Consider the following 25,391-nt stretch of genomic DNA (forward strand, 5'->3'; position numbering starts at 1 on the left):
GGGGACTCCTGTCACCTTCTGGACGGGCTTCCACGAAGGGCCGGGGCGGAAGGGTCCGACGCTCGCGGAGGCGTGGGTTCTCGGTGGGCACACGGCTGTCGTGTGGGTCGAGGGTGAGCGGTCATGTCTCGGGCTGTCGCACGTCCGGCCGACGGGCCCGTCGCCTCGCCAGGTCGAGTTGTTCTGTGGGCCCGAGGGGCTCCCGATCCTGGAGGGCGCGGCGCGCGCTTATGCGCGGCGGTCGCGCGCTCGTGAGTTGGCGCGGAACGTGGTGGAGGGGCCGGGTGGGGAGCGTTGGGAGGTACGTACGAGGTTCTGCGGCTATTCGGAGGTGTGGCCGCGGGGTGCTGACGAGGGGTTCCTGTACGAGTCGGCGGCGCGTGTAGAGGGGGAAAGGACGTGGAGCGGGCGAGTGTTCAGGCATCGGGATCGCTCGGCGGCGCGTGCTGGCCACGTCGACTTGATGGGCTACCTCTTGATGTACGGGGTGCTGCCGCGCGAAAGGTGACAACAATCTGTTGTCACCTGCGCTGACCGTGCGCTGACCTGCGGTTTCTCGACGCTGCCGCGCCATCTGGTTTGCGGCTTGCCGGTTCTGGCAGAACCGGGCCGGGGCTTGCCGGTTCTGCCAGAACCGATGTGAACCTGGACTGAAACAGTGCTGGGTCCCCCCCTGGTTCTGCCAGAACCGCTAGTGTCCCCTTCCAGTAGCAGGAGCATTGGGAGGAGAAGCGTGCCCCGAGGACAGGCCGGTGGCTCAACGAACACGGAGACGCGTACGCTCAAGGCGAAGCCGCTTTTGCCTGAGAGTGACGGTTTCGAAGTGCCGCTCGGAGAGCTCGCGCCCAACCCGCTGAACCTCCGCGGTGCCGACTTGGGGCCTGGCAGTAAGAGGGCCGAGCTGGTGGCGTCATTGCGGGAGCGCGGTGTCATCCAGGCCCTCGTCGTGGCGGACGTCAAGCCCTTCCTCGAGGAGTACCCGGAGTACAAGGGCGCCTTCGCGCCGGAGGTCAAGTACGTACTTCTTACTGGGCACCGTCGGCTCGACGCGGCGCCGGATGCGGGCCTGACCACTCTCAAGATCGACGTTCAGAACCGGCATATCCCCGACTTGACGGGTGTGTTCCTGGATGAGAACCAGGTGCGGAACGACCTGACGGTGTTCCAGGAGGCTGAGGGCTTCCGGCGGTTGCGGGAGCCGCGCGGGGACAAGCCCGGGCTCAGCTACGAGAAGATCGCGGAGAAGCGTGGGGTGTCCAAGTCCCACGTGATCAAGAGGGTGCAGTTGCTCGACCTCGATGACGAGGCACGCGCGCTCGTCCTGGATGGGCGGCTCGGGATCGACACGGCTGTGACCCTTCTGTCGGCCCTGGGGGGGCCGCAGTTGGTGGTCGAGGCTGCCCGTCTCCTGGAGGAGTCTGCCGCGTCCAAGCCACGGGGTCAGCGTCTGTCTCCTAGGGACGCGGCGCAGCAGGCCTTGCTGAACGCGGACGTGCCCGACGACCCGTCGTCGGACAGCCCTCCTGCAGAAGACGGCTCCGGCGCTTCCTCCTCGGTTCTGGCAGAACCGGCCGATGCGGGCACGGCCTCCCCCGGTGAGGGTGGCGGCCGCAGCGGCGGCGGGGGTGAGCCCGACGGTGTTGCTTCCAGTGGAAGCGAAGGGGCCAGCGCCGGGGCGGGTCCGGCCGAGGTGCCCCAGCCTCGCGCGTCAGCGACGAAGCCCGTGCGCAACGGTTCTCCTGCCCCGACTGAGGACGGCCCGTCTCCGGCTGAGGTGTCGAAGGCGGCCGCGGTGCGGGCAAACATCTGCCTGCGTCTGGTCCGCAACTTCTCCTGCGCCCCAGATCCAAGCATGGTCCGGATCGCGGTGTCGGCGATCTCGAACGCGGCGGACAACGCGGTGACCCGGGCGCACGCGTGGCTTGTCAAGGCCGAGGTGGCGGACGCGTCGGGGAAGACACCGGGCGAGTTCCGAGCGGCCGTCCTCGCGGCGGGCCATGCTGAGGAGCTGATGAGGTTCGCGTTCGCGCTGTCTCTCGCCGCCCCTGAGTTGCGGGCCGCCGACAAGCGCCGACGCGGGGACCGGACGACGATCGAGCACGTGAAGTTTCTTGCGGCCAACGGCTACGAGCCGATGGCTTGGGAACTCGGCGCGGCCACCCCTGCCGCTGCCCCCTGACCCTGGGAAGGATCATGAGAGCACTCACTACCCCCACCTACGGGAACTTGCCGCCAGTGGTGGCGTTCTTGAACCGCGCGGGTTCCGTCGGCAAGACGACCATCGCGTACAACACTGCGGTCGTGGTCGGCCAGTACGGCTATCGCGTCCTGGTGATCGACGCTGACCTCCAGTCGGATCTCTCCTACTGGGCGACGTATGACGGCGACGTCGTGCCGCCCGGGGACAAGACGATCCACGATGTGATGCTGGGGAAGGCTCCCCTGTCAGCGGCGATCGTGCAGGCCCGTACCCGTGTCGGAGCGGGCGATGACGACGATGCGTTCGAGGCGCTGCCCGGGGTGTTCGTCGCCCGCGGGCACCGTGACATGGAACAGGCTGACTCTGAGCTGGCGCAGGACGCCATGGCGGTGATGTGGCTTCAGGAAACCTTGGAGCGCGAGATCACCAAGGACGACTACGACCTTGTTTTCGTCGACTGTCCTGCGTCGCAGGGCCGGTTGACGACGTCGGTCTTGGTCGCGGCTTCGGAGGTGCTGTGCGCCATCAAGCCGACGTTCAAGGAGTTCCGCGGTGCAGTGCGGCTGACCGAGTTCGTCGAAGGAGTAGCGGGCCGGTACAGCCGGTACCACGCGACGCCGAAGGTGTTCGGGTACATGACGAACGAGGCGACGAAGACGGAGAGCCAGGGGAAGTTCTATCAGCGGATGCAGGAGCTTTCCCGTGAGACGTGGGGCGCCGATCTGATGCTGCCGCACATCCCGCGGGTGGTGACGGTGCCGGAAGCGTACGAAGCTCAGGAGCCGTTGCCGATCTGGGACCCGAAGTCGGCGGCGCTTCCGCCGATCCGCGAACTCGCGGAGATCCTCGGGTTCCCCGACAAGTCCGCGGCCTGACGCCGCCGGTTCTGGCAGAACCGTGGGTGACAGGTCGCGCCGTCCGGCTGGGGCTGGGCCGCGCCGCACGGTGCCGTCGGCGAAGGAAGCGCGAGATGCAGTGGTCCGCCTGCGGAGCCGGCATGTCGAGTGTGCCGGTGAAGGCGAGCTGCTGGACATCCCCGATGAGGCGGACCTCTTCGGGTGGATCCGGTTCGTTCGCGAGCGCAACCACGCCGGGCCCGGTCATGATCGCGACATCGTCGACCGGCTCGTCATCATCTCGTTCCTTGAGGACCTGCTAGCGCGGGAAAAGCTCCATGCGCTTCTCGCCGGTCAGCGCATCAAGGGCCTCGGGATCGAGATGAGCCGCGCTATGGGCATGACGTCTCGGCAGGCGTCCGGACAGGAGCGGGAGCGGCTTCGTGCTGCCCTCGCGGGAAGCGAGCAGACCGCCGAGGGCCGGGCGCGGCGAGGTAGCCGAAATGGCGCCGAGTTGCGAGCCGAGGAACGCAAAGTGCGGGGTCTGCGGGCATGGCTAAGTGAGTACCGCCCGGTCTTGGAGAAGACCGCGCGGGCGCTCGTCGACGCGACGCCGGCGTTTGCTGGGCATGCGGACCTGTTCTGGCTCGAAGACCTCGCGGACACCCTCGTCGACGCCGACAACATGACGGGCGATTGGGAGTCTGTCGCTGGCGCGGTGATTCGTGCCGTCCGGCACATCGGTGATCCGCCCGGACATCTCCGCCAAGAGGCGGCGGCCGCTCTCGAAGCAGCCGTCGAGGTCGCCCTGGCGATCGAGACCGCTGAAGCCTGAGCCGTGGTCTTGGTGCGAGGCGGTCCCACGGTGGGTCAGCTTTCCAGGGCGCAGAGGATCCAGCCTGGCTTCTCCTGGGTCGGGGTGATGCCGAGGGCGGCGATCGCCGCGGCGAGCTTGGCGTTCCAGTCTTCGGTGTCGGCGAGGTCGACGAGTGAGGAGCCTTCGTCGGCCCCGACGACGTGGGCGGCGAGCACGTGCCCGGACCAGCCTTCGTAGAGCGACCCATAGCACTCCAGCGTGACGCCGAGGCCGTCGGGCAGCCGCTCGTCGAGGAGGTCGGCCAGGTCGGCGTCAGCGTCGCACCACGGCACGTCGACTTCGTAGGTGTCGGCGTTGTACTCGGCGAGGTTCCATTTGTCGTCGACGCCGTCGAGGTCGTAGCCGTAGGCGAGTTTGGCTGTGGTTGAGGACATGGGGTGTGTTCTCCTGTCTGCCCGGATGTCTCAAACCCGAACAGGTAAATCATATCTAGCATGGTCAGCCCGTTCGGTCGGGTGGGCCGTCGGAGGGTGCGTGCTCGCGCTGGAGGCCTGGGAAGGCGTCCCAGCGGGCGCGTGCTGCGGCGGGCTCGTCCCTCATGAAGTCGTCGTATGTGCGTCCGGTGAGGCGCAGCGCGATGCCGTCCAGGCGGGCGGCGGCCTCTTGCGGGTTGAGCCGGCCGTCGCGGCGCAGTGCCCGCCACAGGTGCCAGGCGTCCAGGTAGGCGGCGGTGTCCGGGTAGGCGTAGCGGTGCGGAGGTTCGTTCCGGTCGGCGAGCTCGTCGAGGGTGTAGGGGCGTCGCCTGTCGGTGTGGGCTGGGTCGTATCCCCAGGGCACGCGGCAGTGCTGCCCGTGGAGACGGCATCCGGTCATGGTCGGAGTGTCGTTTCACGGCGGGGTTTCCGTCGCGTCGCGGGGCCCGGCTCATCCGGGGAGCTGTCCGGCCAGGGCGAGGCTCTGCCGGTTGCGTTCGTCGTTCATGCGGGCGGCGCGGCTCCCCCGGGCCTGCGCTGGGGTTCGGCTGTCGACGCCGTCGAGGACGTCCCACAGGGTGGGCGAGTCGGCGGGGCCGCTGTCGAGGAACGCGGCGATGCGGGCGAGCTGCTCGGGGGTCGGGTCGAGGACGGTGCAGCCCGGGCAGGCTTCTCCCCCGTCGGCGGGGTCGCAGCACGGCCCGTGCTGGTCTGCGGGCGGTTCGGGTTGGGTGCAGTGCAGGCAGGGGTGGCCGTCGCGGCGTGCGCCGCAGCCGCGGCACAGATCGCCCGCCATGAGGTCGCGGATGACCATGCGGCGGACCTGGCGGAGCGCGGCGAGGTGGTGGCGTTCCACGGGCGCGGACAGGTCCCGGGTGTGGTCGTGACCGGCGGCGACGATGGCGGCCGCGGGGAGGCCTTCGGTGAGCATCCGGTCGAGTAGTTCGGCGGCGCGGCCGCGCACCCAGCCCGGCGCGCCGTCGCGGAAGACGCGCGGCAGGGATGCGAGGAGCGCCCAGGCCTTGCGGGATGGGCCGGTGCGCTCCCCCGCCTTGTCGTTGATCTCAGGGCTGTCGGCGGAGGTTTCAGCGGCCGACCCCTCGGGCATCTCCCGAGAGTCGTGATCTTGTTCGCTCGCCGGAGGCGTTTCGCCCTCGCGCGCGTCACCTAGGTGAACGCTCCTAACGGAGCGAGCGCCAGGAAGGTTGTTCTCCTCAAAGCTATCCCGGCTGTCCTTCATGAGGTCTGGGAAGCCGTCACCGGTCCTGACCAGCAGAAACACGTCATCGTCCCAGCTCACACGGTGTCCCTGATAATCCGCCACGGGAAACCCGTCGACGGGCTGGTCCGCGGGCGCGTTGTCCACAGGGGTGTCGGCGTCGTCGGAGCCCCAGGAGCGGAACGTCATCGTGGCGCGCATGCCGAACGCTTTGCGGGTCTGCGAGCGCAGGCAGTAGCCGAGGAGTTCGAGCTCGGCCAGGGCGGTGCGGGTGGCGTCGCGGCCGTCGGGGCGCGCCAGGGCGAGGTCGGCGATGCCGCCGCGGAACGTCGCGACGGTCCGGCCGGCCGCCGTGTCGCCGTCAGCGAGGCGCTCGGCCAGGAGCCCGCGCGCCCGGTACGACAGGGCAGGGGAGCGGAGGAGTTCCCACGGGATGTAGACGAAGCCGCGGCCGTCGTCGGGCGCCACGTCGCGGTCGAGCGTGAACAGGATGACTAGGCCTTCGGGCGTCATGTACGGGACGGGCACGAAGTAGCCGAGGTCACGTGCTTCGGCGAACGCGGCGCAGATCGCATCGCGGCCCTCGATGGCCTTCGCTCGGCGGTCGTCGGCGGTCTCGTCGTCGTCGCGGGTCGCCCTCCAGATCCCGTCCGCGGTGAACGTCCAGCCGGGCTCGTGCGTCCACTGCTCGATGACGAGGGCCCGCGCGCGGCGGGACAAGCGGCGGTCCTTCGCGACGGCGCGAGGGAGGGGCGGTGTGAGGCGGAAACTCGCGCATCTGTTTTCGGGCGCGACTGGCCTAACCGTTGGCGGCAAGGTACTATCTCCATCGGTTCGAGCACGCAAAAGGCGTGCCTCTTCCAGCCACCTGGGTCAGTACTTTGGCGAGGACGACCAGGCGGATCAGGAAGCACTATTCGTGACGTGAGAAGCGCCCTCCTGGGGCGCTTTTCTCATTCCAGGGGCATCCCGGACACGCCGAAGGCACCGACCGGCAGAGCCGTGACGGCGTGAACGCGTGCAGTGTCGAAGGGCCGTCCGAGAGTGGTCATCGGCCGGAAGTTCGTGAAGAAATCGCGCGGGATGCGTGTCTGGACGCTCAACCACGCAGACAGAGCGGGTACGCTCATACCAATCTCCTTCGGCCTGTAGTGGGGCCGTCGTGAGGGACTGGCACAGGAGCAGGTCGCAGCGCTCCGTGCTGGGGGACGGCGGCGAGTCGCTCGATATCGGAGTTACCAGCTCCGGAGCGAACGAGTCGCCGTCTTTCCTTTTCAGCCCATGTGTAAGTGTGTGGGTGACCGGTCCCGTGGGACCGATCACTCCAAGACGCTACACCGTCCGGGAAGTGGAAATGGCCGGACGCGCCGGAACTTCCGCACAGGTTGTGGATAACGATCCGGTCGCCGCGAGCCCGCCGAAACTACGGCTTCGGCTTCGGCCCGCCCTTCCCGTGCCCGCTCCCCAACCGGCTCGCTTCCCACCGACGCCACTCCGCTTCCCTCTCCGGCAGCCAGCCCGGCGTCGAGCCCGTCATCGCGTCGGGTTCCGGGCACGGTCCCGGCCTGCCGGCCTCGACGCTGCTGCCGGCGTACCTGCTGCGCCATTGCGCGACCGCGGCCCGGGACACGCCGAACCATTCCGCGACGCCGGCCATGTCGACGTACACGATCGGCCGGTGTTCGGCGGGCGCGGCTTCGGGGTTCTGCTCGCTCATGGGTCCTCATTCTCCCCGCCGGGGACCCCGGGCCCGCCCACCGCGAGGATGGGGCGGGCCCGGCGCCGCCCAGGCGGGTCACCCCCACCGGACGGCGGCCCCCATAGCGTGCGCCTGCTCGGCGATGCTGCGGAGTTCGGAGAGCCGCCTGGCGAGGTAGCCGGGCTCCTGGCCGCCGTAGAAGAACCGGCCGTCGGTGACGTCCGGTCGCCCGACGTCGCCGACGACGTCGAGCATCCCCTGGGCGATGAGGACGCGGCCGAGGAAGTCCCCGGCGTCGGCCTCGCCTCCGATCAGGTCGTACGGGTCGGTGAACCCGAGGACCCGCAGGACCTGGGCGGCGTTGGAGCCGTTCAGGTTGATCTCCGGAGCACCGTCGAAAGCGGCACCGAAGGTGGTGGACATGGGACCTCCTTTGTAGGGAGCGGTGGCCCCGGCTCGACGCCGGTCCTGGAGGTCCCACGCCCGCCATGGGGGCGTTCCACTGTGGAGTTGTAGGGCCCGCCCCCGGGAAGGGGCGGGCAGTGCGGTCAGGAACCGGGAGCGGCGTCCTGGGGGGTGGGCAGGAGCGCCCTCAGGCGGGGCAGATTGCTGCGCAGGCACTCGCCCCACTCCGAACCGGCGATCGCGTCGCGTTTCAGCGCGCCCTCCCACTCGGCGACGAGCTCGCCGATTCCGGCGCGCATCCGCTCGACCTCTCCGGGCAGGTCGCCAGGCCACTGCGCGGTGACCTCATCGGGGGTGAGCCCGGCCTTGAGCGTGTGGTAGGACCGCGCGGCCAGGACTCCGGCGGCGTCGCGCGCCGCGTCAGAGGGGAACCGGCCGCCGCCGAGCAGCCACCGGAGCAGGAAGTTGAGGGTGTTCGACTCGGAGAGGTTCATCGGCCTGCCTCCGCGACGGCCAGGACGGGCCTGCCGAGCGCGTCGCAGTCGGGGCACTTGTAGGTGCCGACGGTCGCCTTGAAGTAGGTGGTGCCACCGCACGTGCACGGGCGGGGCGGGTCGAAGGCGTACTCGGAGGCGACGACCGAAGACCAGACGGCGGGATCAATGCCGTCCTGGAGTTCGCCCTCCACGGCCAGGTGGCCGACGGCCCACGGGTTGTCGGCGAGGGGGGCGGGGAGGACTTCGCAGGAGTTGGTGTCACGCATGATGACATCTTATGCCCGCGCCTGAAAAGATGTCAACATACGTGACACCAACTGTAGGTGTGCAGCCGTCTGCCCCTACATCTCGACTGCCAGGTCGGGATCCCACCCTGTCTCCATCAGCGCGTACAGCTCGGGGTCGTCGACGACGCCGTCCTGAATCGACCGGCCCACCTGCTCATACAGCTCCGCCAGAACCGTCCCGGCCACCCCGGGGTGCAGGAGCAGGGCCTGGAACGCGCCGAGCAGCTCGAACGCGTCGCGCCGGGACATCTCGATCCGCACAGGCTCGGACGTGTCGGCGGTGCCGAGGAAGTCGGGATGCATCCGCATCAGGGCGGCTTGCATCCCCGTCGAGGTAGGGCCGCCGTTCAGCATCAACTGGATCCCCGCCTCGATCGGCGCGACGATCTCGGCTTCCAACGTGAGGGCGGTTGGCGGCATGTCCGCCCACCGCTCGTAGGCCGCCAGCAGCAACTCGATCCCACGCTTCTCCTGCGCGCTCAGTTCCTCATCAGCCACGATGGGACCTCTCTGTAGGGGACTTCACTCTTCCACTGGCCACGGCCGCCCGCTGGCAGAACGGGCTCCTCAGCCGCCGCCGCGCAACGCCTGCCGTCCGGCCTCGCGCAGCCAGCCGCCACCGCCGTCCTCCCCCGACGGGAACTCCGACTCCGCGACCCGCACGAACTCCACCACCACCGCCCCGACAACGCGCGGCCCCGTCTGCACCACAGGGATGGGCCGAACCCCGGCCGCGACGCCGCGCGGCACGACCACGACCGTGCACCGGCACATGTCTCTCTGGTGCTGGGGCAGGGCAGGGTCCCGCGGCCTCCGCGCCAGGTCGAACCCCGCGACGACCCGCCACCCGCCGGCCGCACCCGACTGGTGGACCATCTTCGGCAACTGGAACCGCAGATTCGCCGGGATCGCCGCCCCCGCCGCCTCCCGGTGCGACGGCCGCACCCGGCCGTCTCCCGAATGCGCCCACACCTTGGCGTCCGGCGCGTTCTCCCGGGCCCGCACCGCGACCTCATCAACCACCTCCTGGACGCGCGGCGCGATGAGCGCCGCAATCCTCTCCTCCAGGTCCGCCGCCAACTCCACCCTCGTCATAGCCGCGCATCCTCACCACCGGTAGAGGCTTCTGTCTTCCGGCCTGAACCGGCATCTCCCCGAGCGACACGCCACCCCGGGGGTACAGTCAGCGGTATGCCACGAGGAGGAAACCCCACCCCTGCCGAGCGTGGGAAGCACGAAGCCGAGACGGTGACGTGCCCCGTATGCGGGGGCGGAGACGGCAAGGCCACCTGCACGGTGTGCCTCACGACGGGAAGGGTTCCAGCGTGAGCATCTACCCCAAGATCGGAGAAGCCCGCTACCGGGTCGGCGGCGAAGGCGACGACACCTGGTTCGAGAGCGAACGCGCCCTCATGGCCTGGTTCCTCACCCTCGAAGCCGCTGGGCGGTTCGACCGCCTGAACTCCCGAGACCTCCGCAGGTACCCGATCTACTGCGCACCGACTGCCGGCGGCGACGAACTGCAAATGGACTGGATGCACCCCCGCTTGGTCAGCACCCGCCTGCAAGTGGGATCGCGCAGCGCGAGCCCGCAAGCGAACTGACCTCGCCCGAAGATCAAGAAGGCCCCCGCACACACGCACCCTGCGGGAGCCTTCGGCGTCGCGCGGCTACCTGCGCCGACGGCGCTCTCCGCCGCCGGGATTGCGCCTGCGACGCTCCCGGGCTCCACGGTGCGTGAAGTCCTTGCGCGGCCCCTTGGCGGCAGGCCTGGATGCCGACCGCGCCTGGGCGACCACGATGCTGACGGCGAGGGCGAGGGCGAGCGTTGCGGCGTCATCGGCTCGGCTGGGCGCGGGCGGCGCGCCAAGCGGGTGCCTGGCGGCCTCGGCCAGCCACTCGGTCGAGCGAGCGACCACGCCTTCGCCCGTGCTCACGCTGTTCACCGCGTCAACCAGGAATGGCAGAAGCTCGTTGTGGCCGTTGACGTCCCCGTCGACCATCCCGGCAACCATGCGGAACATGACCCCTAGCGCCTCGCCGCCCCACCGCACCACGACCGCTTTCGCCTCGCTGTGCAAGTCGGAGCCGGCGGCCGTCGCCGCCTTGAGTTCGTTCCCGGCGTTCTCCGGCCAAACTCCATCGCTGAACTCGTCCCAGCGGCTGACGCCCCAGTCCTTCACCTCCTCCAGCAGCGCGAGCACATCGGCCCTGTGTAGCAGCCTGCTGGCTTCGCGGGCGGACAGACCGGCCTCCGCGCGCACCAGCTCGCTCGTCACCGCGAGGGTGGCGACGAGCGTTTCCCTGCCCGCAGGCTCGGGCCAGTCCCCTTGCGCGCCGCCCAGTTCAGCCTCCAGCCAGCCCAGCACCTGCTGGCCGCCGGTCCACTTCTGCGCGACCGAGACCGCCTCATGCAGCGTCCGGTCCCGGCGTTCCTCCTCCACCCGGTGCAGGCAGAGGGCGATGAGGCCTACGAACGCGGTGGCGCACAGCCGCGCCCCCCACCGGCTCACCGCAGCACCCAGGTGCCGCGCGCAATCGGAATCCCACCCGTAGGCGGAGGAGGCCCCGGCGCTTTCCAGGAGGTCGCGCAGCGGGCTCAGGTCCCTCATGAGGCCGCGCAACGGCGGCGCGGAAACATCGGATCCGGCAAGCCAGGCGCCGAGCCTGCCGGTGCGGGCGATCGACTCGACCAGGAACACCAGCCGCCCCAGGTCGAAGACGAAACTTTCCGCCGCCTCGCCCCTCAGCTCCAGCATCGCCTCCAGCGGCCGCCCGACCTCGATCCCCATGAACAACCACGACAGGCCGTCCGTGGGGGCCTGGCGCCGCTCGTAGGCCTCCTCCAGCCACGCCAACGCGACCGCGGGCAGCGTCTTCGTTCCTTCGTGGCAGACATTCGCGTAGTTCTGCAAATGGCCGAACAGGGCCCGCACCACGGCCGCGGTCCCCTCCGCGCTGATGGCCGCCCGGACGGCGTCGAGCGCCACCGCGTCCGACTCATCACCGTCACTCGACCCGCGGAAATCCACGTACTGGGCATCGAGGATCGCCGCTGCCCCTGGGGTGAGGCGAAACGGCACCTCCAACTCTGTCATGCGCTGCCTTTCTGATGGTGGGCTATCGGCCGTCGGCCAGGCTGGCGAGCAACGCGGCGTTCGCTTCGCCGTGCGCGCCGAGCGTCGCCCGCCACCGCCGCAGGCCCGCCAACGCCTCCCCTGCTGTGCGCGCATCGAAGGACGCCCGGGGGGACAGGCCGAGGACGTCCTGATAGCGAGGGTCGGTCTGTGCCGTGAGCTCCAGATCGTCCGGCAACGTCACCCCGAACGGCCGCGCGGTCGGCGTCTCCATCGGTGCGTACACGGGGTGGACGATGCAGTCGACGTGAGCCTCCGACGTCCCCAATCCGACGCCCAGCCAATCTGGTATCTGGTCGGGCCACAGCGCCACCACGGGGTCGTGGTGGCTCCACATCCCCGACATCCGCCGCTCCTGCAGGAACTGGACGCCGCTGCCTTCCTGCACCGGGTACGGGGCGATACCGTCGGTCAGCTTTCCGGTGACCTGCGCGCGGAGGCCGAGCGCCCTCAGCGCGCTGATGCCCACCGTGACGGGTCCAGGCCACGGCAGCAGCTCCACACGGTCCTCGCCGGCGTGCCGGGCGAAGACGCGCTCACTTGCCAGCAGTTTCCAGCCAGGCGCCGCCGCGAGCATGAGCGCCGCCGCCGACATGCTCCTTTGGCCTGCGCCGACGAACAGGACGGCGCCGCCGTCGTCGCCGACCGCGGCGGAAGCGCGGATGAGCGTCCACCCGGCGTCGACGAGCCGGGCCCGCGCGACCTCGCGCAGCACCCGGTAGGCCACTACCGCCACCCGGTCGGGATTCGCGCCGAACACCTGGACGGGATGCCCTTCCACCCGGAGCATCCCGACCGTGCGTGTGGTCGCCACGACAGCCTTGCCGTCCCACCGGAACCACACCGGCCGACCGCCGAACACGCCTTCCGTCGGCCGTTTGCCCTCGACCAGCGCCATGAACGCGGCCGGGAAGCTCTCGTCGACGGTGGCCTGGACGACGGGGACGCTAGGGATCGCGTCCGCCTGGGCGTCCGCGGCCGGCCACCACGGGTCGAACACCCGCCGCGCCCACCGGGTGACGCTCTCGGTGTCGCTCCGAAGGCCCGCGCCGTCGACGGCGCGGGCCTGGGCGAGGTACTCCATGACGACCTCCATCATCTGCTCGCCGCGCGGACCGGCGAGGTACGGAACAGGACCAGCCCCAGCCGCGCGGGGCTGACGAACTGGCGGAAGCGCACACCCGGGTGGAGTTCGGTGAACACGTTCGGACCGAGCGGGCCCGCAGCACCCCCGTCCGCGAAGACGGCCAGGTGCAGGGACCACGGCGGGGACGGGTTCACCCAGCAGGTTGCCCACCCGGTCCGCGGCTCCATTCCGACCACCAGCGGCACGAGCGTTTCGGCAGCCATGATCAGCGCGAACGCCCGCCAGGGGTGCCCGGCGTCCTTCGCGGTGTCCTCCAGCAGCTCCTGCACGCGCGGAACGGCCTGCGCGTTCAGCGGTATCGCCTCCGGGCCCGGCGTGCGCGGCGCGAACCTGTACGACGCGTCGTACACGGCGTTGGGGCGCATCATCCGAACCGCCGGATCCGGCCGCCCCGACGGCGCCGCTGCGCCATCCGCGGCCGCGCCACCAGCGGCCTGGGCCGCTCACGCTCCACCCGGTAGTCGGCCAAGGGCGCCAGGCCGGACCGCATCGACTCCAGCAGCACGCCGCGCATCGTCGCGGTGAAGCCGATGCCCCCGAAGTTTTGCAGCAGCCGATCGGCGACCTGCTGGACGAACACCGTCGCGGCCGCCGCGTCCAGTTCGGTAACCGGCTCCAGCAGGGGCCGCAACGCCGCCTCGTACTTCGCGGTGAGATCCTTCACCGTGCCCGGCAGGAGCCGCGCGCGCTGGGCGGCTCCACCCAGCGCAGCGACGGCGGTCAACATGACCACGCTGGACGGGACACGGATCCCGCTCTCACGCGGGTCGCTCTCAGACATGGGGGGAACCTCTTCACGATGAGGGGAACGGAGGCGCGGCGGCCGCAGGGGTCGGTCAAGCGGCCGCCGCACCGGTCAGGGCCGCTCAATCAGGTCCGTCAGGAACGCCCGGTTAGCGCGCACGTCATGGCCGAGGAGCACGCTCGCCTTCTCCAGCATGTTGAGCCGCTTCAACACCTCGTCGCACGACGCCAAGCTGTCCGGGCAGATGCCGAACACGTCGGGGTAGCGGTCGTCCTGCTCCGCCGTGAACATGTCCGAGGCGCCGACGTCGCGGACGCCGGAGAGCGTGCCCGGGTGGGAGTTCGGCCGGACCGTCGGGAACAGCACGTTTGTCGCAGTCCCCCGGGTGGCCAGTGGAAGACCGAGCCAGTCGCGGAGCTGGTCGGGCCAGAACTGCGGCTTGAGCTCGTGCCCGTTCGGCTTGCGCAGCGGCGTCCTGTCCCCGGCGATCAGCGCGTCGGTCACCGCCTGCTTCTGCGTCGGGTGCATCTGCTCCCCGCGCCGCACCCGCGAGGCGACGGACTCGTACCAGTTGCTTGCCTCCAGCAGCCCGAACCCGATCGCCGCCGCAGACGGCCACGGCAGGACCTCGACCCCGCCGTCGTTGTCGGGCCGCACGAACACCCGGTCGTTGGCGAGCAGCGACCAGCCCGGGCACTGGGCGAGCGAGAACGCCGTGGTGGTCTTGCCGGCCCCCTTGTCTCCGAGCGCCAGCACCGTCTGCCCGTCCGGGCCGACCGCCGCCGAGGCATGCAGGATCAGCCACCCGTCCCCCAGCAGCCGCCCGCGCAGCATCTCCCGCGCGAGCCGGGCCGCCGCAGCCGCTACCTCGGTCTCCTGCGCGCCGACGATCTGCAGCGACCTGCCGGGCGTGTACCGGTAGCTGGTGAGGCCCTGCGCTGCGCGCACGACGCCCTCTTCGTCGCGGACGTACTCCATCGGCTCACCCGCGTACTCCACACTGTCGGTCGCCAGCATGTGCACGAACTCGACCTGGCCCGGCGCGTCAAACGGGCTGACATTGGCCGACACGAGCAGCTCGACCGGCCGGTCGCTACTGGTCGCTGACCACCAGTCCCCGAAGTACCGGATCGACCAATCGGCCACGCCCGACGTCGCGCTAGACACCGTGACACTGCGACCGCCCGCCTCGATGTGTGCTGACTTCGTCATGCCATTCCTCCTTGTAGGTATGTGGACAACTCGCCCAGGGCACGCCGCTGCTTGGTCCGCGCCCTGGCAAGCTCGCGCACCTCCCCGGGCGACAGATCGGCCGCCTGGACGGACGCGGTCCCGCCCGTGAACCGCACCGGCACACCGACCCCTTCGGCCGGCACGGACAGTTCGACGACCCCGTCGGCGAGGCCGAGGGCAGCGCGCAGCGCCAGCACGACGGCACCGGCCGGGCCGATGCGGGTGCGGCCGATGCCCCTGCTGATGCGTGCCGGACGCTCACGCAGTTCCGCGCGGATATCCGCAAGCGGCACCTCGACGCGGTTGCCGCGGACCCGCGTGGACTGGACGCACACCACCGCGCAGTCGCCGTGCTCTCCGATAACGCGTCCGCTCACCTCCCCGACCGGTACGCGCAGCCGTCGGGCGAGCGCCCCACGGTAACGCGCTGTGTCCGTCGAGGACCCGATTCCGAAAACGCTCGGAGCGCCGGACACACGGGCGAACAGCGCCGCCATCACGTCGACGGGGTTCGTCACCACCATGACGGCGCCGGAGTAGCCGGCCAGCGCCCGGCCCAAGGCCGCGATCACCGGAGCGTTCGCCTGGGTGCCCGCCATCCGCACATCGACGCTCGCGTCGTTGGTGAATCGTGCCCGCGGGCGCAGGACGACGGCGTCGGCCTCCCGCATCGCCTCGACCTCGACCGCCTGGACCTCAGGCCCGGCTCCCATCTGGAAGAGCATGTCCTCCAGGTCGGCCACGAGTGCGTCGGCCGAGGCCGCCGAACCCGAGGCGATGCTGAGGCGATCGCACCACCCGCCGGAGGCGAGCAGCGCCGCGACCATCTGGCCCACCGCGCCCGCACCGACGATCCCGACGTGCAGGCCGCTCACAGCCGCGTTCCCCGGTCCAAAGCCGCGACGACCGCGCCGAACAGGTCCGCGGACCGACGCTTCGACACCAGCGCCTGTGAGGCCTCCTCAAGGAATGCGGCCACCGACTCGGCAGCCTTGCGGACCTCGAACGCGTGCTGCCCGATCGGCAGCCCTTCGGGGGCCGTGCAGTAGGTCGTGAGGATGTTGACCGCGTCCATCAGCCACAGCAGCACCAGATCCCGCAGTCCGCCGTCAACCTCGCCGGGGCCGAAGACGTGCAGGTGCTCGACGAGATCGTCCGTGACGGCGGCCCGCGCTTCGGCGGGCAGGCGCCCGGCCATCACCAGCAGGGCGACCCGCGAAGCCAACCGGGCGAGGTCGCTCGACGGGTGCGCCTCCGTCAGCCCGGGGTCGACGAGCACCAGGCGCTTGCTGGGCCCCTTCGGGAACAGCACATGCTCGGGCTTGAGGTCCCCGTACTGAAGCTTGCGCGGCACATCGTCCAGGACTCCGCGGAGCGCGCTGAGACGCTCCACCACCGGCGTCAGGCCTGGCCCGAACCCGGTCGCGTCGAGGTACTCCCGGCCGTGGCCTCGCTCGAACTTCCGCTCGAAGATCGTGGGAATGTCCCGCTCCGGGATCGCAGACCTCATCACCGGCGACCGGTACGACGGTTTCTCAATCCTTGGCAGCTCTTGCGCCAGCTTGGCCAACAGCTCCCCCGACCGGTTGGGCGCCTCCGCGAACAGCGTGGGCAGGGTGGGGCCGGCCACCGCGTGGGTGAACAGGACTCCGCGACGGAAACCGGCGACCGTGCACACCGGGACGTTCATGCTCCGCAGCATCAGCAACTGCGACGACTCCCTCGCCACCACGCCGTCGGCGGCTTCCAAATAGCCGGGCAGCAACTTGAGGACGTGAGACAGATCGCCGCAGCGGCCCCGCGCCACCGACACCAGCGACGCACCCAGCACCGACACCTTGGCGTACATCGGTTTCTGCCCCGCCCGCACCTTCCTGACGTAGCTGGTCACGCTCGGGACCTGTCGGCCGAACTCCAACGTCGTGCCGGGCCACAGCATGCCCGCAGCAGTCTCGATCGCCGCGTCAAGCGGCCCTTGCAAACCTTCAAGCGTTGGGTTCCCACTCAAAGCCGTGCTCCCTGATCGTTGGGGGGTGGTGGGCGCGGCGATCGCCGTCGTGGTCCAGGCGGTCGCCGCGCCCGGTCACGAAAGCGCGGAGGGCTGGCCCTGCCGCGCGAGGAAAGGTCCTCGGCCGTCACCGGGCCGCGCCGGTACGGTGACGGCCGAGGAGCCGTGGGGGAGGAGCGCCGCGTCGACCTCCCGCATGCGGGAGGCGAGTTCGCGCGGGTCCTTGCGGTGCTCGACCTGCGGACCGTTGACGCCAACGGGCGCAGAATGGCGGGGGAAAGCCGTGTAGGTCTGCCAGTGCCCGCTGTAGATGACTTCCCACCAGGGGAAGGCCGCGTCGAGCGCCCGGGCCGTCCGCCGCGCAACGGCGTCTGCCTGCATCGCTTCGGCGACTTTCGGCCGAAGCATCGCTCCGCGCTGGGCCATCACAGGTACCCCAGCATCCGCGCGTGCTCCTCGTGCGCCTCCTGCTCGGACAGGACGGCGGCCAACTGCTCGGGGGACTCGCCGTGGACCGTGGGGAAGACGCGGTACATGCCCACCCCGGGTGGCAGAGTCGAGCGCCGGGACCCGTAGAAGTGCGTCCGGTCCCTCGCGTCCGGGGAGGATTCGCTGACGTTCCAGGTTTCCCCGTACTTCGCACGCACTTGGGCGAGATCGAGGCTCTCACGGGGCATATTGGAAGGCTGGCCGGAACTCAGTTCATCAGGGCTAGGGGTCATCGCTACCTCGCTGTGCGACTGACAGATACGAGCGGTGACCGCACAGTGCCCGGGATTCTCACGTCCCGCAATGCCAAAGCGGTAGGACAAGGCCCGTTCTGTCACCCAAGGGCGTGACGGTGCACCCCTCGGTCACACCGGCGTAGTACCGAAATCGGTTTCCCCCTGCTCAACAGCCGAAAATGGCGGTTACCGTGGAGACAAGGCCCACGAGGGAGAGTCACCCCGATGAACCAGGACCAGATTGCAAGGCAGCTCCGGAAAGAAGCCACCGAACGAGGCTGGAGCCCCGAAACGCTCGTCGACACCATCGTCGATCGAACCGGCGTAGGCCGTCTGCGCGCGCGCCGCCTTGCCAAAGGCGTGACACTCCAACGAGCCGCCGACGACCTGACCAGGCTCCGAGGGGCCACGGTGACCAAACAGCAGTTGTCGGATTGGGAGCTCGCACGCAAGGAGCCCGGGCGCGAGACCGTCGACCTGCTGTGCCGCTACTACGAGACCCGGCCCGACCTCATCGGCTACGGCGGCGACTACTCCACCGTCGGCACCACCCGGATCACCGATGCACCCAGCGGGGCCTACGGGAACTTCCCCGATGGATTCGACCGAATCGACCCGGCCACCGCCCGCGAACTCGACGAAGTGCGAGACCGACTCGAAAAGGCACTCGCATCCGAATTGTCTGAGACTGCGATCGGCTACCTGGAGGAACGCGTCCGCAATTACGACGCCGCCCTCATCACCGGGACGAGCGGAGAGGTGGTCGCTGACGTCGCACAAGACATCCAGGCCGCGTTCGACCTGCTCAATCGGACCCGCACCCCGTCGGTCAGCACGCGCCTCCTCGCAGTCATTTCCCGGCTCTCGGGCACGCTCGGGATTCTGATGCTGCACCTCGGAAACCAGCGCGGTGCCGACAGATGGTTTCTGTCCGGCCAGCTCGCAGCCGAACAGACCGAAAGACGCGACCTACGAGCCTGGATCGCTGCACGCCGCGCGCTCACCCCGCTCTACTACGGAAACGTCGCGGACGCCGTCAAACACGCCAACCAGGCGCTTGCATTCGCCGGCCCGGCCCCATCAGCCGCGAGCGTGCGCGCCCTCACCGTGCGAGCCCGGGCAATGGCCTCCCACCCAGGCTCCCGCCCGCAAGTCCTCGCGGATCTCGCCAACGCCGAAGCCCTGCACCAGCGCCTCCCGCTGGAAGAGACCACCGACGGCATCCTTGGGATCACCCGGCTGCAAGTCGCCTCCTACCTCGGAGAGGTCTACACCACCCTGGGCGAGGTCGAGAAGGCGGAGACCTACAACTCGGCGGTGCTCAGCCGGTTCGCCGGCCACTCCGCCGACGGATGCCTCCAGCCCGACGGATGCCTCGACTACGCGCTTGCCTGGTTCTCCCAGGCACGCGGCCACGCCGTGAACGGTGACCACGGCGAAGCGGCGACCGTCATCAGCGGTGCGGTCCTCGAACTGCCGCTCAGGTGCCGCACCACGATGGTCCTCAGGCGCGCCAGCGACGCCGCCTCCCACATCCCTGCCAGCGCACGTACAACCGCCGAATTCACCCGCATGCGTGATGTACTCGCCTTCCACGCGTCACGATGAGGAGGACCACCATGGCACGGCTCACCGAAGACGAAATCTCCGCTCGTCTCGACGGGGTCCCGCACTGGACCCGCAACGGCGACACGATCACCCGCACCGTCACCGCCCCATCGTTCCTCAAGGGTGTCGAGATCGTCACCGCGGTCGCGCACGCCGCCGAAGAGGCCGGCCATCACCCCGACATCGACATCCGCTGGCGCGACGTCACGTTCACCCTCACCACCCACGACGCTGGCAACGCCCTGACCGCCTTGGACTTCGACCTGGCCGAGAAGATCGACCAAGCGGCGACCGATCACGGCGCCTAATCGGGAACGCGAGGCCCCCGCACCACATCGGCGCGGGGGCCTCACCTGTGCTACTCGCCCTCGGGGTTGTCGATCTCGACGGCGAAGTGGACGGCGCCGTCAACGAGAGCGTCATCCCAGGCCGGGCCCTCGGTGTTGTCGGGGCTGTCGGCCCATTCGCGCAGCGAGGAAAGCGCGCAGGCGATGATGTCGGTGTGCATGACGTCGCCCCCGGCGGAGATCCGGTCGGCCTCTTCCAGGAGGGCTTCCCACGACGAGCCGCTGCGGTAGGCGAGGTGGTTGAGGTCGCAGAGCAGGTCGGGCAGCACGGTGTCGGCGTCCGCCTCGTGCACGGTCATGTAGTGGCCGATCAGGGACGCGCCCGTCCCGGCCGCCTTGAAGGCGTCGACGGCGAGCGCCGCCCAGGCGGCCCGGTCGGTGTTGGTGATGACTCGGTTCGGCATTGGAAAAAAGGCCCTTCTAGCTGGTCTTTTACGGCCGCCGGGGAAAGTTCTGATATCAAAACCTCCCCACAGTGGCCCTGTTTCAGGGGTTAGAAGCCGGACGGCGGCTGGACGAGCAGGGGACCGAGCAGGAGGTTGGGGACCTTCCACGACAGGTCTTCGCGGTCGCACACGATCGTGGACTCGCCGAGGTCGTCGAGCAGCGCGCCGGGCGCGCCGGTGCGGGCCGAGAACTCCAGGGTGAGGCTGACCCGGAACGTCAGGCCGGTGTTGTCGCCGAGGCGGCCGCGCAGCATCGCGAGGACCTCGGAGGCGTCGGCGTGGTCGATCCGCTTGTACTCGCCGGTCAGGCACTCGGTGCAGCCGCAGCCGGGCGGGTCGAGCGCGATCAGGGCCATGGTGGGGAACCTTCCGGATAGGGGGCAGGAGAACGGGAGAGAAGGGGCGGGCCGCCCGGGTGGTCGGCCCGCCACCGGTTTCAGCGGTGCGCGCCGACCCGCAGGCCGAGCCGGGCACGAACCCAGGAGCGGAGCCTGACGGTCGTCGGCACCCCAACGCCCACGCAGGCGGCGGGCCCGCACCAGCCGTAGGCGGTCACCGAACCCTCCACCTCGGGCAGCCGCTGGAACAGCGAGGCGTCCGACAGCCCGCTCCGCAGCCACGACCGCAAGTCTGCTTCGGTGATCTCGACGCGCACCGGCCGCGCGCACGCGCCGCACCTGGACTTGATGGCGAAAACCATGATGATGTCTCCCGTCCGTCCGGGTGTCTCAAACCCGAACGACAGAATCATATCATGAATGGGCATCCTGTGGGTGGGATGCCGGGTACTCCGACCTGCGAGAACACGGCACCCGGCGCAACGGTCAGACCCGGTTCCACTCCCGCTCGATCAGCACGTTCGCCAGATCTCCGGGAGTCACCGTGTGCATCGGCCGGCCGTCGGCGAACAGGTCGACGCCGGCCTGTGCGTAGGTGAGCGCCACGAGCTGCGAGCAGATCAGCGTGCGGTTGCTGGCCAGGAAGCGATCGAGCCACCCCCACGACACCCCGCACCGCGCCAGCGCGAGCGCCACGTAGTCGCCGAACCCGTACGGGGTGCCCACCAGGTCGATCGCGGCCCGCGTGATCGCCTTGCGCTGCCCGTCGTCGAGCGGCACCGCCCACGAGTAGGCGACCGGCTGGCCGTCGAACCGGGACAGCGGCGCGAGCCGCGCGCCCGACGGCATCGCCTCGATCACCTTGCCGTCCCCCACGACGACGAAGGCGTGCGTGTAGCGGGAGGCGTCACCGATCAGGAGCTGCCCGAGCGAGACCAGGAAGCCGACGAAGCCGCCGATCCTCGCGAGGCCGAACGTGCCGATGGGAGGGGAGAAGTCAGGAATCGTGTCGTGAGTCGTCATGGGCGCGGACGGTACGCAGCGAGGCCCGATTGCGTCCCACGCAGAAGGGCCCCGGCCAGGCGCGGCCGGGGCCCCACAGGCGGGGGTCAGTCCTGGGGGAGGCTCCCGCAGCACGGGAAGAACCGCACGAAGGCGATCGCCTCGTCGCGGCTGATGCCGCCCTCGTCGATGATGTCGCTCATCAGGTCCTCGGCGATCGCGAACGCCGAGCCCTTGACCGGGATGTCGAAGTCCGCCTGGCGCACGTCCATCCTCCGCAGATCCGCACAGCCCTCGCGGTGCACGCGGAACTCGCCGTCCATGTCGAGGAACGCGACCAGCTTGACCGCGTCGGCGTCGTCCGAGGTCTCCGCGGCGGCCGCCGTGCTCGTGGTGTCCATGGGTGTGTTTCCTCCCTGTCGAGCCCGGGTGTCTCAAACCCGAACAACATAAACCTATCGCCTTTGGGCATCGGGGTCTAGGGGAGCGTCACGGCCTGGTCCCGCCGTCGAGGAGCACGTGCGCCTGAACCTTTACCCAGTCGAGTTCCGGCGCCGGTGCGCACGTGATGAGGTCGGCCGACATCACCAGCCACTCCACGCCCGTCGACGGCTCGACGACGAGGTCACCGCGGCGCAGCGGCCAACAGGCCGGATCGAGCGCCAGCGCCCACGACCGCGACCGCTCCGCATCGACCTGCCCGTCGACGTCCGGCAGCTCGTTCCCGCCGCCCGGCCACGGCCCGAGCATCGGCCCCGGATCACCCGCGATGACGTCGCCGTGCGGCCCGACCTGCCCGGGCCCCACCTTGCGCACGCCGAGCTCCCGATCGGCCAGCAGAACCCCCACCGCTTCGCCCCCGCCCTACAGCCGCCAGGCCGGACTGCCCGCCGGCGGCGGCCCGTACGGCCACGGCTGGTTCACGCCCGGCCTCTGGTAGACGGTCCCCGGCACCATCCGCCACCGGTCGCACGAAGCCAGCGTCGGCGGCGCCCCGGCCGCGCCGGAGCCGGCAGAACCCGCCGACACGGTGTCGGCGTACGACACTGACTGCCCCTCGGTCGACGCGGAGGTGACCTTCCGGCCGGAGCCCGGGGAGAGCTTGCGCACGAGACGCTGCACGACGTCGCCGAGCCGCGCGTGCTCGCGCACGAACCGCCGCAGCGGCTCCACGTCCTCATCCTCCAGATCGGAGGCGTCCAAACCCGCCCGGTACCTTACTGTGTACAGCCCGCTTCCTGCGCCTGAGGGAAGGTACTCCGCCTCGACCGCGGTCACTTCAAGGACCGGCGAGTGCGTGAGCGTCCACGTGCCGTCCCAGTTCTGGGACACGTTGTGGTCGACGCGGTCCTGAGGGGTGACGGGGCGGCCCAGGTAGGCGACGAGATCGGCCTGGGCGTCGCGGATCGCCATCGTCACCGCGGCTTCGTCGGCGGCGTCCAACGGCAGCGGAAGGCCGGCCAGGATGGCGATCTCCTCGACGGTCGCTATCAGCGTGGGCGGCACCTGTTCCTCCTCGCGTTGCGATGAAAAGGGGGGCGGGGTGGTTCGGACGTCACCCCCGTAACCGTCCGGCCCCACCACCCCGCCCCCCGGGCTCGACGCGGAAGGTGGAAGGACCGAAGTCCCTTCCGCGTCGAGGTCGTGCGCGGCCCGCCGGGTCGTGTGCGGAGCCCGGCCCCAGCCCCCCGACTTCAAGGGCGGGCGCCGCGTCCCTGCGCGGGCCGCACGTCTCTAGTGCGTCGCGGCCCCCTGGGCGGCGACGAGGGCCTTGACCTGCTCGGCGACGGACCGCGGCACGGTCGAGCGCGCCGTCGCGAAAAGCTGCGCCACGGGCGTCTTGGCGTTCTCCGGGACGGTCCGGACTCGCATGCGGTGCCGGACGGTCACGACGGTGGCGTGCGGCCCGATCTCGTCGAACAGGTCGTCCGGGTCGGTGAACAGCTCCCCGTCGACGTTCACCAACTCCGCGCCGACCAGGCGCGGGTCGATGACCGCCAGCGGCAGCACAACGAGGGAGGGCGTGGCCGGCGTCGCGGGCGGCGCGGGCTCCAGCGGTGCCGTCGCGGCGGGCGGCGGCGTGAAGGCCTCCGCCTCACTGTCGGCGTCGTCCTGGACGGGCTCGGCCGACTCGGCGGGCTGAACGGGCTTGGTGGCCGGCTCGGGCGAGCCGGTGAGGGTGACCTCGGCCAGGTCGACGGCCACCTCGGGCGCCGCGGCTTCCGTCCGGCGGACGCGGGGCTTTCGGGTGGTCGGCTCGGCCACGGGTTCCTCCGATGCTGTGCGCGGTCTGGCGTTCGCCGGACCGTGATGCAGACGCTAGGCGCTTTCGCAGGGTTGTGTCGGCCCACACCCCCACAAGGTGCCCAAACCTGATAGGGTTTTGTCGTTCGGGTTTGAGACGCCCGGGCACGACAGGAGGAAACACCCATGAGCACGCCCGCTCACAGCAGCGCCGACGTCGCCGACGCCTTCGAGGAGGCCACGGCCATCCTCGACAACGAACTCACGGAACTCTCCGAGCGGGACAGAGACTTCCTGAAGCTGTTCGGTCACGTCGTCCAGGCCCTTCTCCAGCGGCCGGACACCGGCCCCGACGAGGGCCCGCGCCAGGTCACCCTCGAAGAGGTGATCGGCCGCCACTACTTCGAGTCCGCCGACAAGGTGCGCACCTGGTGGTCCGACTGGGCCTGACCCCCAGTCGCGTACGCGCACGGGGGGTGGAGACGGCCGCCAGGCCACCGACCACCCCCGGTCGCGTACGCGTACGGGGGGCCGCCAGGCCGTAGAACGGAGCGAGGCCCCACCCCAACGCCCGGGGTGGGGCCTCGCCCGCTTGTGCGGATCAGGGGGCGTGGAAGGTGCCGTTGACCATGGCCTCGGGCCGCTCGACGAGCAGCGCGACCCGCTCGTCCGCCATGATCGACACCACCTTCTTCTCCCAGAGGTCCCGGTTCTCCGTCGACACCTGGAGGGACACCGATTCGCGGTCGAACACCTTCGCGGCCTGCCCCCAGGCGCCCATCACGTAGGTGCCCTGCTGGCAGGCGGGGGTGTCGACGACGGGCTGCCGCCACACCTTCTTCTCGCCACCCATCGCGATCGACACGGCGAGCACGTACACGCCGTTTTCGTCCGTTTCGAGTTCGAGCTCCTCCCAGTCCAGGGGGTGCATGATCACACCGGTGCTCTCGAATTCGGCGAGCAGGACGCGTGTCGCGGCCCGGCGGAGCTGCGCGGTGCGCGGCTCGGCGATGCCGCCGTACTCCTGAATGCCCTGCGTGTTGGTGAGGCCGAGGATGTTCTCGCCCTCGCCGTCGCCGTACAGGAGCTGCTCGTCCTCCTTGCGCTTGATGCCGTCGACCAGGTCCCGGTCGATGAGGGCACGGATGCGGCCCTCGTCGGCGAGGGTGTCGCGGTGGACGTACATCACGTGCCGGATCGACTTCACGTTCACGCTGAAGGGCGCGATCGTGATGTCGGAGCGGGGCGGGCTGGGCCACGTGTCGGTCGGGCCGCCGGTCGCCGGCGACACCCCGTCGGCCGCGACCCGCTCGGCCATCATCGCGGCCCGGTTGATGAAGCCGGTCTGCCGGATGCCCCACAGGGTGTGCGCGGTCGTGGTCTCCTTCGGGAACAGGTCCCGCACCCGCGCCGACCGGATCATGCGCGGCAGCAGGCCGACATCCTCAACGGTGCCCAAAGCGTTGCGGGTGATCGTCCCCGCCATGGCCGAGTAGACGTCGCCCTGCGCCTTGGTCTGGAGACCGAAGATCGAGGCGTCGATGTCGGTGACCTGGCCGAGCCGGTTGTAGCGCGACTCGACCATGTCGGCCCAGGCCGGCGACTTCAGCCACAGGTCCGCCAGGCTCTGGTTCTTCACCTGCATGCCCGCCGCCATCGCGGCGTCGACCGACGCGTACGGCACCCCCTCGGGCTTCTCCAGGAAGTCGAACAGGCCGGCGGCCTTCTGCTCGGTGACGATCGCGGCCTTGATCTCCTCGGCCTCGCCGATGGCCGTCTTGTAGGAGGTGTAGGACTCCCGCGACATGACGTACTGGCCGTTGCCGGTCTCGTCCCGCAGCGCGTTGGAGAACTGCGCGATCTCGGCGGACTTGGTCTTCAGAGCCGCGGTCAGTTCGCTGATGCGTTCCTGGTGCAGCTCGGCGGTCCTCGGCATGTTTCCCCCGGTGATGCTGGTGCGCCTTCGCTCCCGGCGGCC

Annotated in this window: 35 protein-coding genes; 7 read left to right on the forward strand and 28 right to left on the reverse strand. The window is 70.0% G+C overall.

From position 1 onward, the window contains the following. The first annotated feature begins 799 nt into the window (after positions 1 to 799). The 3 genes from ACYVOM_RS33435 to ACYVOM_RS33445 all read left to right on the forward strand — a co-directional run bounded on the left by ACYVOM_RS33435 (position 800) and on the right by ACYVOM_RS33445 (position 3,871). Complete coding sequence (locus ACYVOM_RS33435) at positions 800 to 2,179, forward strand: ParB/RepB/Spo0J family partition protein (protein WP_460307574.1); 1,380 nt, start codon at positions 800 to 802, stop codon at positions 2,177 to 2,179. 56 nt (positions 2,180 to 2,235) lie between these two features. After that, positions 2,236 to 3,075 carry a ParA family protein gene (locus ACYVOM_RS33440; protein WP_460307575.1) on the forward strand — a complete coding sequence of 280 codons (840 nt, stop codon included), beginning with the start codon at positions 2,236 to 2,238 and terminating at the stop codon, positions 3,073 to 3,075. Positions 3,076 to 3,175: 100 nt separating this feature from the next. Next, positions 3,176 to 3,871 carry a hypothetical protein gene (locus ACYVOM_RS33445; RefSeq protein WP_460307576.1) on the forward strand — a complete coding sequence of 232 codons (696 nt, stop codon included), beginning with the start codon at positions 3,176 to 3,178 and terminating at the stop codon, positions 3,869 to 3,871. 35 nt (positions 3,872 to 3,906) lie between these two features. On the opposite strand, the gene ACYVOM_RS33450 is transcribed toward ACYVOM_RS33445, so the two are convergent. The 10 genes from ACYVOM_RS33450 to ACYVOM_RS33495 all read right to left on the reverse strand — a co-directional run bounded on the left by ACYVOM_RS33450 (position 3,907) and on the right by ACYVOM_RS33495 (position 9,528). Then, positions 3,907 to 4,287, reverse strand: coding sequence for a hypothetical protein (locus ACYVOM_RS33450; RefSeq protein WP_460307577.1), 381 nt, complete (start codon positions 4,285 to 4,287; stop codon positions 3,907 to 3,909). A 64-nt stretch (positions 4,288 to 4,351) separates the two neighbouring features. Beyond that, on the reverse strand, positions 4,352 to 4,726 hold the full coding sequence (locus ACYVOM_RS33455) for a hypothetical protein (protein WP_460307578.1): 375 nt from the start codon (positions 4,724 to 4,726) through the stop codon (positions 4,352 to 4,354). 51 nt (positions 4,727 to 4,777) lie between these two features. Beyond that, the gene (locus tag ACYVOM_RS33460) at positions 4,778 to 6,265 is read right to left on the reverse strand and encodes a hypothetical protein (protein WP_460307579.1); all 1,488 of its coding nucleotides are present in this window, start codon (positions 6,263 to 6,265) and stop codon (positions 4,778 to 4,780) included. 233 nt (positions 6,266 to 6,498) lie between these two features. Further along, positions 6,499 to 6,675 carry a hypothetical protein gene (locus ACYVOM_RS33465; protein ID WP_460307580.1) on the reverse strand — a complete coding sequence of 59 codons (177 nt, stop codon included), beginning with the start codon at positions 6,673 to 6,675 and terminating at the stop codon, positions 6,499 to 6,501. A gap of 293 nt (positions 6,676 to 6,968) precedes the next feature. Then, entirely contained in the window at positions 6,969 to 7,262 is a 294-nt protein-coding gene (locus tag ACYVOM_RS33470; protein ID WP_460307581.1) for a hypothetical protein, read from the reverse strand. Positions 7,263 to 7,340: 78 nt separating this feature from the next. Continuing rightward, on the reverse strand, positions 7,341 to 7,667 hold the full coding sequence (locus tag ACYVOM_RS33475) for a hypothetical protein (RefSeq protein ID WP_460307582.1): 327 nt from the start codon (positions 7,665 to 7,667) through the stop codon (positions 7,341 to 7,343). A 125-nt stretch (positions 7,668 to 7,792) separates the two neighbouring features. Next, positions 7,793 to 8,143, reverse strand: coding sequence for a hypothetical protein (locus ACYVOM_RS33480; protein WP_460307583.1), 351 nt, complete (start codon positions 8,141 to 8,143; stop codon positions 7,793 to 7,795). Next, positions 8,140 to 8,412, reverse strand: coding sequence for a hypothetical protein (locus ACYVOM_RS33485; RefSeq protein WP_460307584.1), 273 nt, complete (start codon positions 8,410 to 8,412; stop codon positions 8,140 to 8,142). The genes ACYVOM_RS33480 and ACYVOM_RS33485 overlap by 4 nt, the downstream gene beginning before the upstream one ends. A gap of 75 nt (positions 8,413 to 8,487) precedes the next feature. Further along, entirely contained in the window at positions 8,488 to 8,931 is a 444-nt protein-coding gene (locus ACYVOM_RS33490) for a hypothetical protein (protein WP_460307585.1), read from the reverse strand. Between the two features lie 69 nt (positions 8,932 to 9,000). Next, the gene (locus ACYVOM_RS33495; protein ID WP_460307586.1) at positions 9,001 to 9,528 is read right to left on the reverse strand and encodes a hypothetical protein; all 528 of its coding nucleotides are present in this window, start codon (positions 9,526 to 9,528) and stop codon (positions 9,001 to 9,003) included. A gap of 230 nt (positions 9,529 to 9,758) precedes the next feature. Between ACYVOM_RS33495 and ACYVOM_RS33500 the strand changes: the two genes are divergently transcribed. Continuing rightward, positions 9,759 to 10,037 (forward strand): hypothetical protein, encoded by a 279-nt coding sequence (locus ACYVOM_RS33500; RefSeq protein WP_460307587.1) that lies wholly within the window; start codon positions 9,759 to 9,761, stop codon positions 10,035 to 10,037. 66 nt (positions 10,038 to 10,103) lie between these two features. On the opposite strand, the gene ACYVOM_RS33505 is transcribed toward ACYVOM_RS33500, so the two are convergent. The 9 genes from ACYVOM_RS33505 to ACYVOM_RS33545 form a co-directional block, all read right to left on the reverse strand. After that, the gene (locus ACYVOM_RS33505; RefSeq protein ID WP_460307588.1) at positions 10,104 to 11,531 is read right to left on the reverse strand and encodes a hypothetical protein; all 1,428 of its coding nucleotides are present in this window, start codon (positions 11,529 to 11,531) and stop codon (positions 10,104 to 10,106) included. 22 nt (positions 11,532 to 11,553) lie between these two features. Continuing rightward, a complete protein-coding gene (locus tag ACYVOM_RS33510; RefSeq protein WP_460307589.1) occupies positions 11,554 to 12,654 on the reverse strand; it encodes a hypothetical protein in 1,101 nt (366 codons plus the stop codon). A gap of 11 nt (positions 12,655 to 12,665) precedes the next feature. Further along, positions 12,666 to 13,085 carry a hypothetical protein gene (locus tag ACYVOM_RS33515; protein WP_460307590.1) on the reverse strand — a complete coding sequence of 140 codons (420 nt, stop codon included), beginning with the start codon at positions 13,083 to 13,085 and terminating at the stop codon, positions 12,666 to 12,668. Beyond that, a complete protein-coding gene (locus tag ACYVOM_RS33520) occupies positions 13,082 to 13,498 on the reverse strand; it encodes a hypothetical protein (RefSeq protein ID WP_460307591.1) in 417 nt (138 codons plus the stop codon). The genes ACYVOM_RS33515 and ACYVOM_RS33520 overlap by 4 nt, the downstream gene beginning before the upstream one ends. 75 nt (positions 13,499 to 13,573) lie before the next feature. Then, positions 13,574 to 14,674 carry a hypothetical protein gene (locus ACYVOM_RS33525; RefSeq protein WP_460307592.1) on the reverse strand — a complete coding sequence of 367 codons (1,101 nt, stop codon included), beginning with the start codon at positions 14,672 to 14,674 and terminating at the stop codon, positions 13,574 to 13,576. Further along, positions 14,671 to 15,570 carry a lactate/malate family dehydrogenase gene (locus ACYVOM_RS33530; RefSeq protein ID WP_460307593.1) on the reverse strand — a complete coding sequence of 300 codons (900 nt, stop codon included), beginning with the start codon at positions 15,568 to 15,570 and terminating at the stop codon, positions 14,671 to 14,673. The genes ACYVOM_RS33525 and ACYVOM_RS33530 overlap by 4 nt, the downstream gene beginning before the upstream one ends. Beyond that, on the reverse strand, positions 15,567 to 16,586 hold the full coding sequence (locus ACYVOM_RS33535; RefSeq protein WP_460307594.1) for a hypothetical protein: 1,020 nt from the start codon (positions 16,584 to 16,586) through the stop codon (positions 15,567 to 15,569). Before ACYVOM_RS33535 ends, ACYVOM_RS33530 begins: the two co-directional genes overlap by 4 nt. Before the next feature lie 192 nt (positions 16,587 to 16,778). Next, complete coding sequence (locus tag ACYVOM_RS33540; protein WP_460307595.1) at positions 16,779 to 17,084, reverse strand: hypothetical protein; 306 nt, start codon at positions 17,082 to 17,084, stop codon at positions 16,779 to 16,781. Between the two features lie 44 nt (positions 17,085 to 17,128). Beyond that, positions 17,129 to 17,380: a hypothetical protein gene (locus tag ACYVOM_RS33545; protein ID WP_460307596.1), complete on the reverse strand. Its 252-nt coding sequence runs from the start codon at positions 17,378 to 17,380 to the stop codon at positions 17,129 to 17,131. Positions 17,381 to 17,653: 273 nt separating this feature from the next. Here ACYVOM_RS33545 and ACYVOM_RS33550 point away from each other — a divergent pair, with 273 nt between their 5' ends. Together ACYVOM_RS33550 and ACYVOM_RS33555 are read left to right on the forward strand one after the other, a co-directional pair. After that, the gene (locus tag ACYVOM_RS33550) at positions 17,654 to 19,036 is read left to right on the forward strand and encodes a hypothetical protein (protein WP_460307597.1); all 1,383 of its coding nucleotides are present in this window, start codon (positions 17,654 to 17,656) and stop codon (positions 19,034 to 19,036) included. Positions 19,037 to 19,047: 11 nt separating this feature from the next. Further along, a complete protein-coding gene (locus ACYVOM_RS33555) occupies positions 19,048 to 19,344 on the forward strand; it encodes a 4a-hydroxytetrahydrobiopterin dehydratase (protein WP_460307598.1) in 297 nt (98 codons plus the stop codon). 50 nt (positions 19,345 to 19,394) lie between these two features. Here the strand turns inward: ACYVOM_RS33555 and ACYVOM_RS33560 are convergent, their stop codons facing one another. The 8 genes from ACYVOM_RS33560 to ACYVOM_RS33595 all read right to left on the reverse strand — a co-directional run bounded on the left by ACYVOM_RS33560 (position 19,395) and on the right by ACYVOM_RS33595 (position 23,434). After that, complete coding sequence (locus ACYVOM_RS33560; protein ID WP_460307599.1) at positions 19,395 to 19,787, reverse strand: hypothetical protein; 393 nt, start codon at positions 19,785 to 19,787, stop codon at positions 19,395 to 19,397. Positions 19,788 to 19,876: 89 nt separating this feature from the next. Continuing rightward, a complete protein-coding gene (locus ACYVOM_RS33565) occupies positions 19,877 to 20,185 on the reverse strand; it encodes a hypothetical protein (protein WP_460307600.1) in 309 nt (102 codons plus the stop codon). Positions 20,186 to 20,265: 80 nt separating this feature from the next. After that, the gene (locus ACYVOM_RS33570; protein WP_460307601.1) at positions 20,266 to 20,529 is read right to left on the reverse strand and encodes a hypothetical protein; all 264 of its coding nucleotides are present in this window, start codon (positions 20,527 to 20,529) and stop codon (positions 20,266 to 20,268) included. A gap of 124 nt (positions 20,530 to 20,653) precedes the next feature. Further along, positions 20,654 to 21,190, reverse strand: a complete 537-nt coding sequence (locus tag ACYVOM_RS33575; RefSeq protein ID WP_460307602.1) for a hypothetical protein — start codon at positions 21,188 to 21,190, stop codon at positions 20,654 to 20,656. Between the two features lie 86 nt (positions 21,191 to 21,276). After that, positions 21,277 to 21,570, reverse strand: a complete 294-nt coding sequence (locus tag ACYVOM_RS33580) for a hypothetical protein (protein WP_460307603.1) — start codon at positions 21,568 to 21,570, stop codon at positions 21,277 to 21,279. A gap of 88 nt (positions 21,571 to 21,658) precedes the next feature. Then, complete coding sequence (locus ACYVOM_RS33585; RefSeq protein ID WP_460307604.1) at positions 21,659 to 22,018, reverse strand: hypothetical protein; 360 nt, start codon at positions 22,016 to 22,018, stop codon at positions 21,659 to 21,661. Between the two features lie 15 nt (positions 22,019 to 22,033). Continuing rightward, positions 22,034 to 22,675 carry a hypothetical protein gene (locus ACYVOM_RS33590; protein WP_460307605.1) on the reverse strand — a complete coding sequence of 214 codons (642 nt, stop codon included), beginning with the start codon at positions 22,673 to 22,675 and terminating at the stop codon, positions 22,034 to 22,036. A gap of 228 nt (positions 22,676 to 22,903) precedes the next feature. Then, on the reverse strand, positions 22,904 to 23,434 hold the full coding sequence (locus ACYVOM_RS33595; RefSeq protein WP_460307606.1) for a hypothetical protein: 531 nt from the start codon (positions 23,432 to 23,434) through the stop codon (positions 22,904 to 22,906). Between the two features lie 165 nt (positions 23,435 to 23,599). Between ACYVOM_RS33595 and ACYVOM_RS33600 the strand changes: the two genes are divergently transcribed. Further along, a complete protein-coding gene (locus tag ACYVOM_RS33600; RefSeq protein WP_460307607.1) occupies positions 23,600 to 23,863 on the forward strand; it encodes a hypothetical protein in 264 nt (87 codons plus the stop codon). 151 nt (positions 23,864 to 24,014) lie between these two features. On the opposite strand, the gene ACYVOM_RS33605 is transcribed toward ACYVOM_RS33600, so the two are convergent. After that, the gene (locus tag ACYVOM_RS33605; RefSeq protein WP_460307608.1) at positions 24,015 to 25,349 is read right to left on the reverse strand and encodes a phage major capsid protein; all 1,335 of its coding nucleotides are present in this window, start codon (positions 25,347 to 25,349) and stop codon (positions 24,015 to 24,017) included. Positions 25,350 to 25,391 lie beyond the last annotated feature (42 nt).

This window comes from Actinocorallia aurea (assembly GCF_054783995.1).

Coding starts and splice junctions, on each gene's coding strand:
- ACYVOM_RS33550 (WP_460307597.1), top strand. CDS start 17,654: ATGAACCAGGACCAGATTGCAAGGCAGCTCCGGAAAGAAGCCACCGAA.
- ACYVOM_RS33470 (WP_460307581.1), bottom strand. CDS start 7,262: ATGAGCGAGCAGAACCCCGAAGCCGCGCCCGCCGAACACCGGCCGATC.
- ACYVOM_RS33605 (WP_460307608.1), bottom strand. CDS start 25,349: ATGCCGAGGACCGCCGAGCTGCACCAGGAACGCATCAGCGAACTGACC.
- ACYVOM_RS33555 (WP_460307598.1), top strand. CDS start 19,048: ATGGCACGGCTCACCGAAGACGAAATCTCCGCTCGTCTCGACGGGGTC.
- ACYVOM_RS33505 (WP_460307588.1), bottom strand. CDS start 11,531: ATGACAGAGTTGGAGGTGCCGTTTCGCCTCACCCCAGGGGCAGCGGCG.
- ACYVOM_RS33450 (WP_460307577.1), bottom strand. CDS start 4,287: ATGTCCTCAACCACAGCCAAACTCGCCTACGGCTACGACCTCGACGGC.
- ACYVOM_RS33600 (WP_460307607.1), top strand. CDS start 23,600: ATGAGCACGCCCGCTCACAGCAGCGCCGACGTCGCCGACGCCTTCGAG.
- ACYVOM_RS33540 (WP_460307595.1), bottom strand. CDS start 17,084: ATGCAGGCAGACGCCGTTGCGCGGCGGACGGCCCGGGCGCTCGACGCG.
- ACYVOM_RS33545 (WP_460307596.1), bottom strand. CDS start 17,380: ATGCCCCGTGAGAGCCTCGATCTCGCCCAAGTGCGTGCGAAGTACGGG.
- ACYVOM_RS33560 (WP_460307599.1), bottom strand. CDS start 19,787: ATGCCGAACCGAGTCATCACCAACACCGACCGGGCCGCCTGGGCGGCG.
- ACYVOM_RS33580 (WP_460307603.1), bottom strand. CDS start 21,570: ATGGACACCACGAGCACGGCGGCCGCCGCGGAGACCTCGGACGACGCC.
- ACYVOM_RS33465 (WP_460307580.1), bottom strand. CDS start 6,675: ATGAGCGTACCCGCTCTGTCTGCGTGGTTGAGCGTCCAGACACGCATC.
- ACYVOM_RS33525 (WP_460307592.1), bottom strand. CDS start 14,674: ATGACGAAGTCAGCACACATCGAGGCGGGCGGTCGCAGTGTCACGGTG.
- ACYVOM_RS33510 (WP_460307589.1), bottom strand. CDS start 12,654: ATGGAGTACCTCGCCCAGGCCCGCGCCGTCGACGGCGCGGGCCTTCGG.
- ACYVOM_RS33570 (WP_460307601.1), bottom strand. CDS start 20,529: ATGGTTTTCGCCATCAAGTCCAGGTGCGGCGCGTGCGCGCGGCCGGTG.
- ACYVOM_RS33575 (WP_460307602.1), bottom strand. CDS start 21,190: ATGACGACTCACGACACGATTCCTGACTTCTCCCCTCCCATCGGCACG.
- ACYVOM_RS33520 (WP_460307591.1), bottom strand. CDS start 13,498: ATGTCTGAGAGCGACCCGCGTGAGAGCGGGATCCGTGTCCCGTCCAGC.
- ACYVOM_RS33455 (WP_460307578.1), bottom strand. CDS start 4,726: ATGACCGGATGCCGTCTCCACGGGCAGCACTGCCGCGTGCCCTGGGGA.
- ACYVOM_RS33485 (WP_460307584.1), bottom strand. CDS start 8,412: ATGCGTGACACCAACTCCTGCGAAGTCCTCCCCGCCCCCCTCGCCGAC.
- ACYVOM_RS33480 (WP_460307583.1), bottom strand. CDS start 8,143: ATGAACCTCTCCGAGTCGAACACCCTCAACTTCCTGCTCCGGTGGCTG.
- ACYVOM_RS33565 (WP_460307600.1), bottom strand. CDS start 20,185: ATGGCCCTGATCGCGCTCGACCCGCCCGGCTGCGGCTGCACCGAGTGC.
- ACYVOM_RS33515 (WP_460307590.1), bottom strand. CDS start 13,085: ATGATGCGCCCCAACGCCGTGTACGACGCGTCGTACAGGTTCGCGCCG.
- ACYVOM_RS33475 (WP_460307582.1), bottom strand. CDS start 7,667: ATGTCCACCACCTTCGGTGCCGCTTTCGACGGTGCTCCGGAGATCAAC.
- ACYVOM_RS33495 (WP_460307586.1), bottom strand. CDS start 9,528: ATGACGAGGGTGGAGTTGGCGGCGGACCTGGAGGAGAGGATTGCGGCG.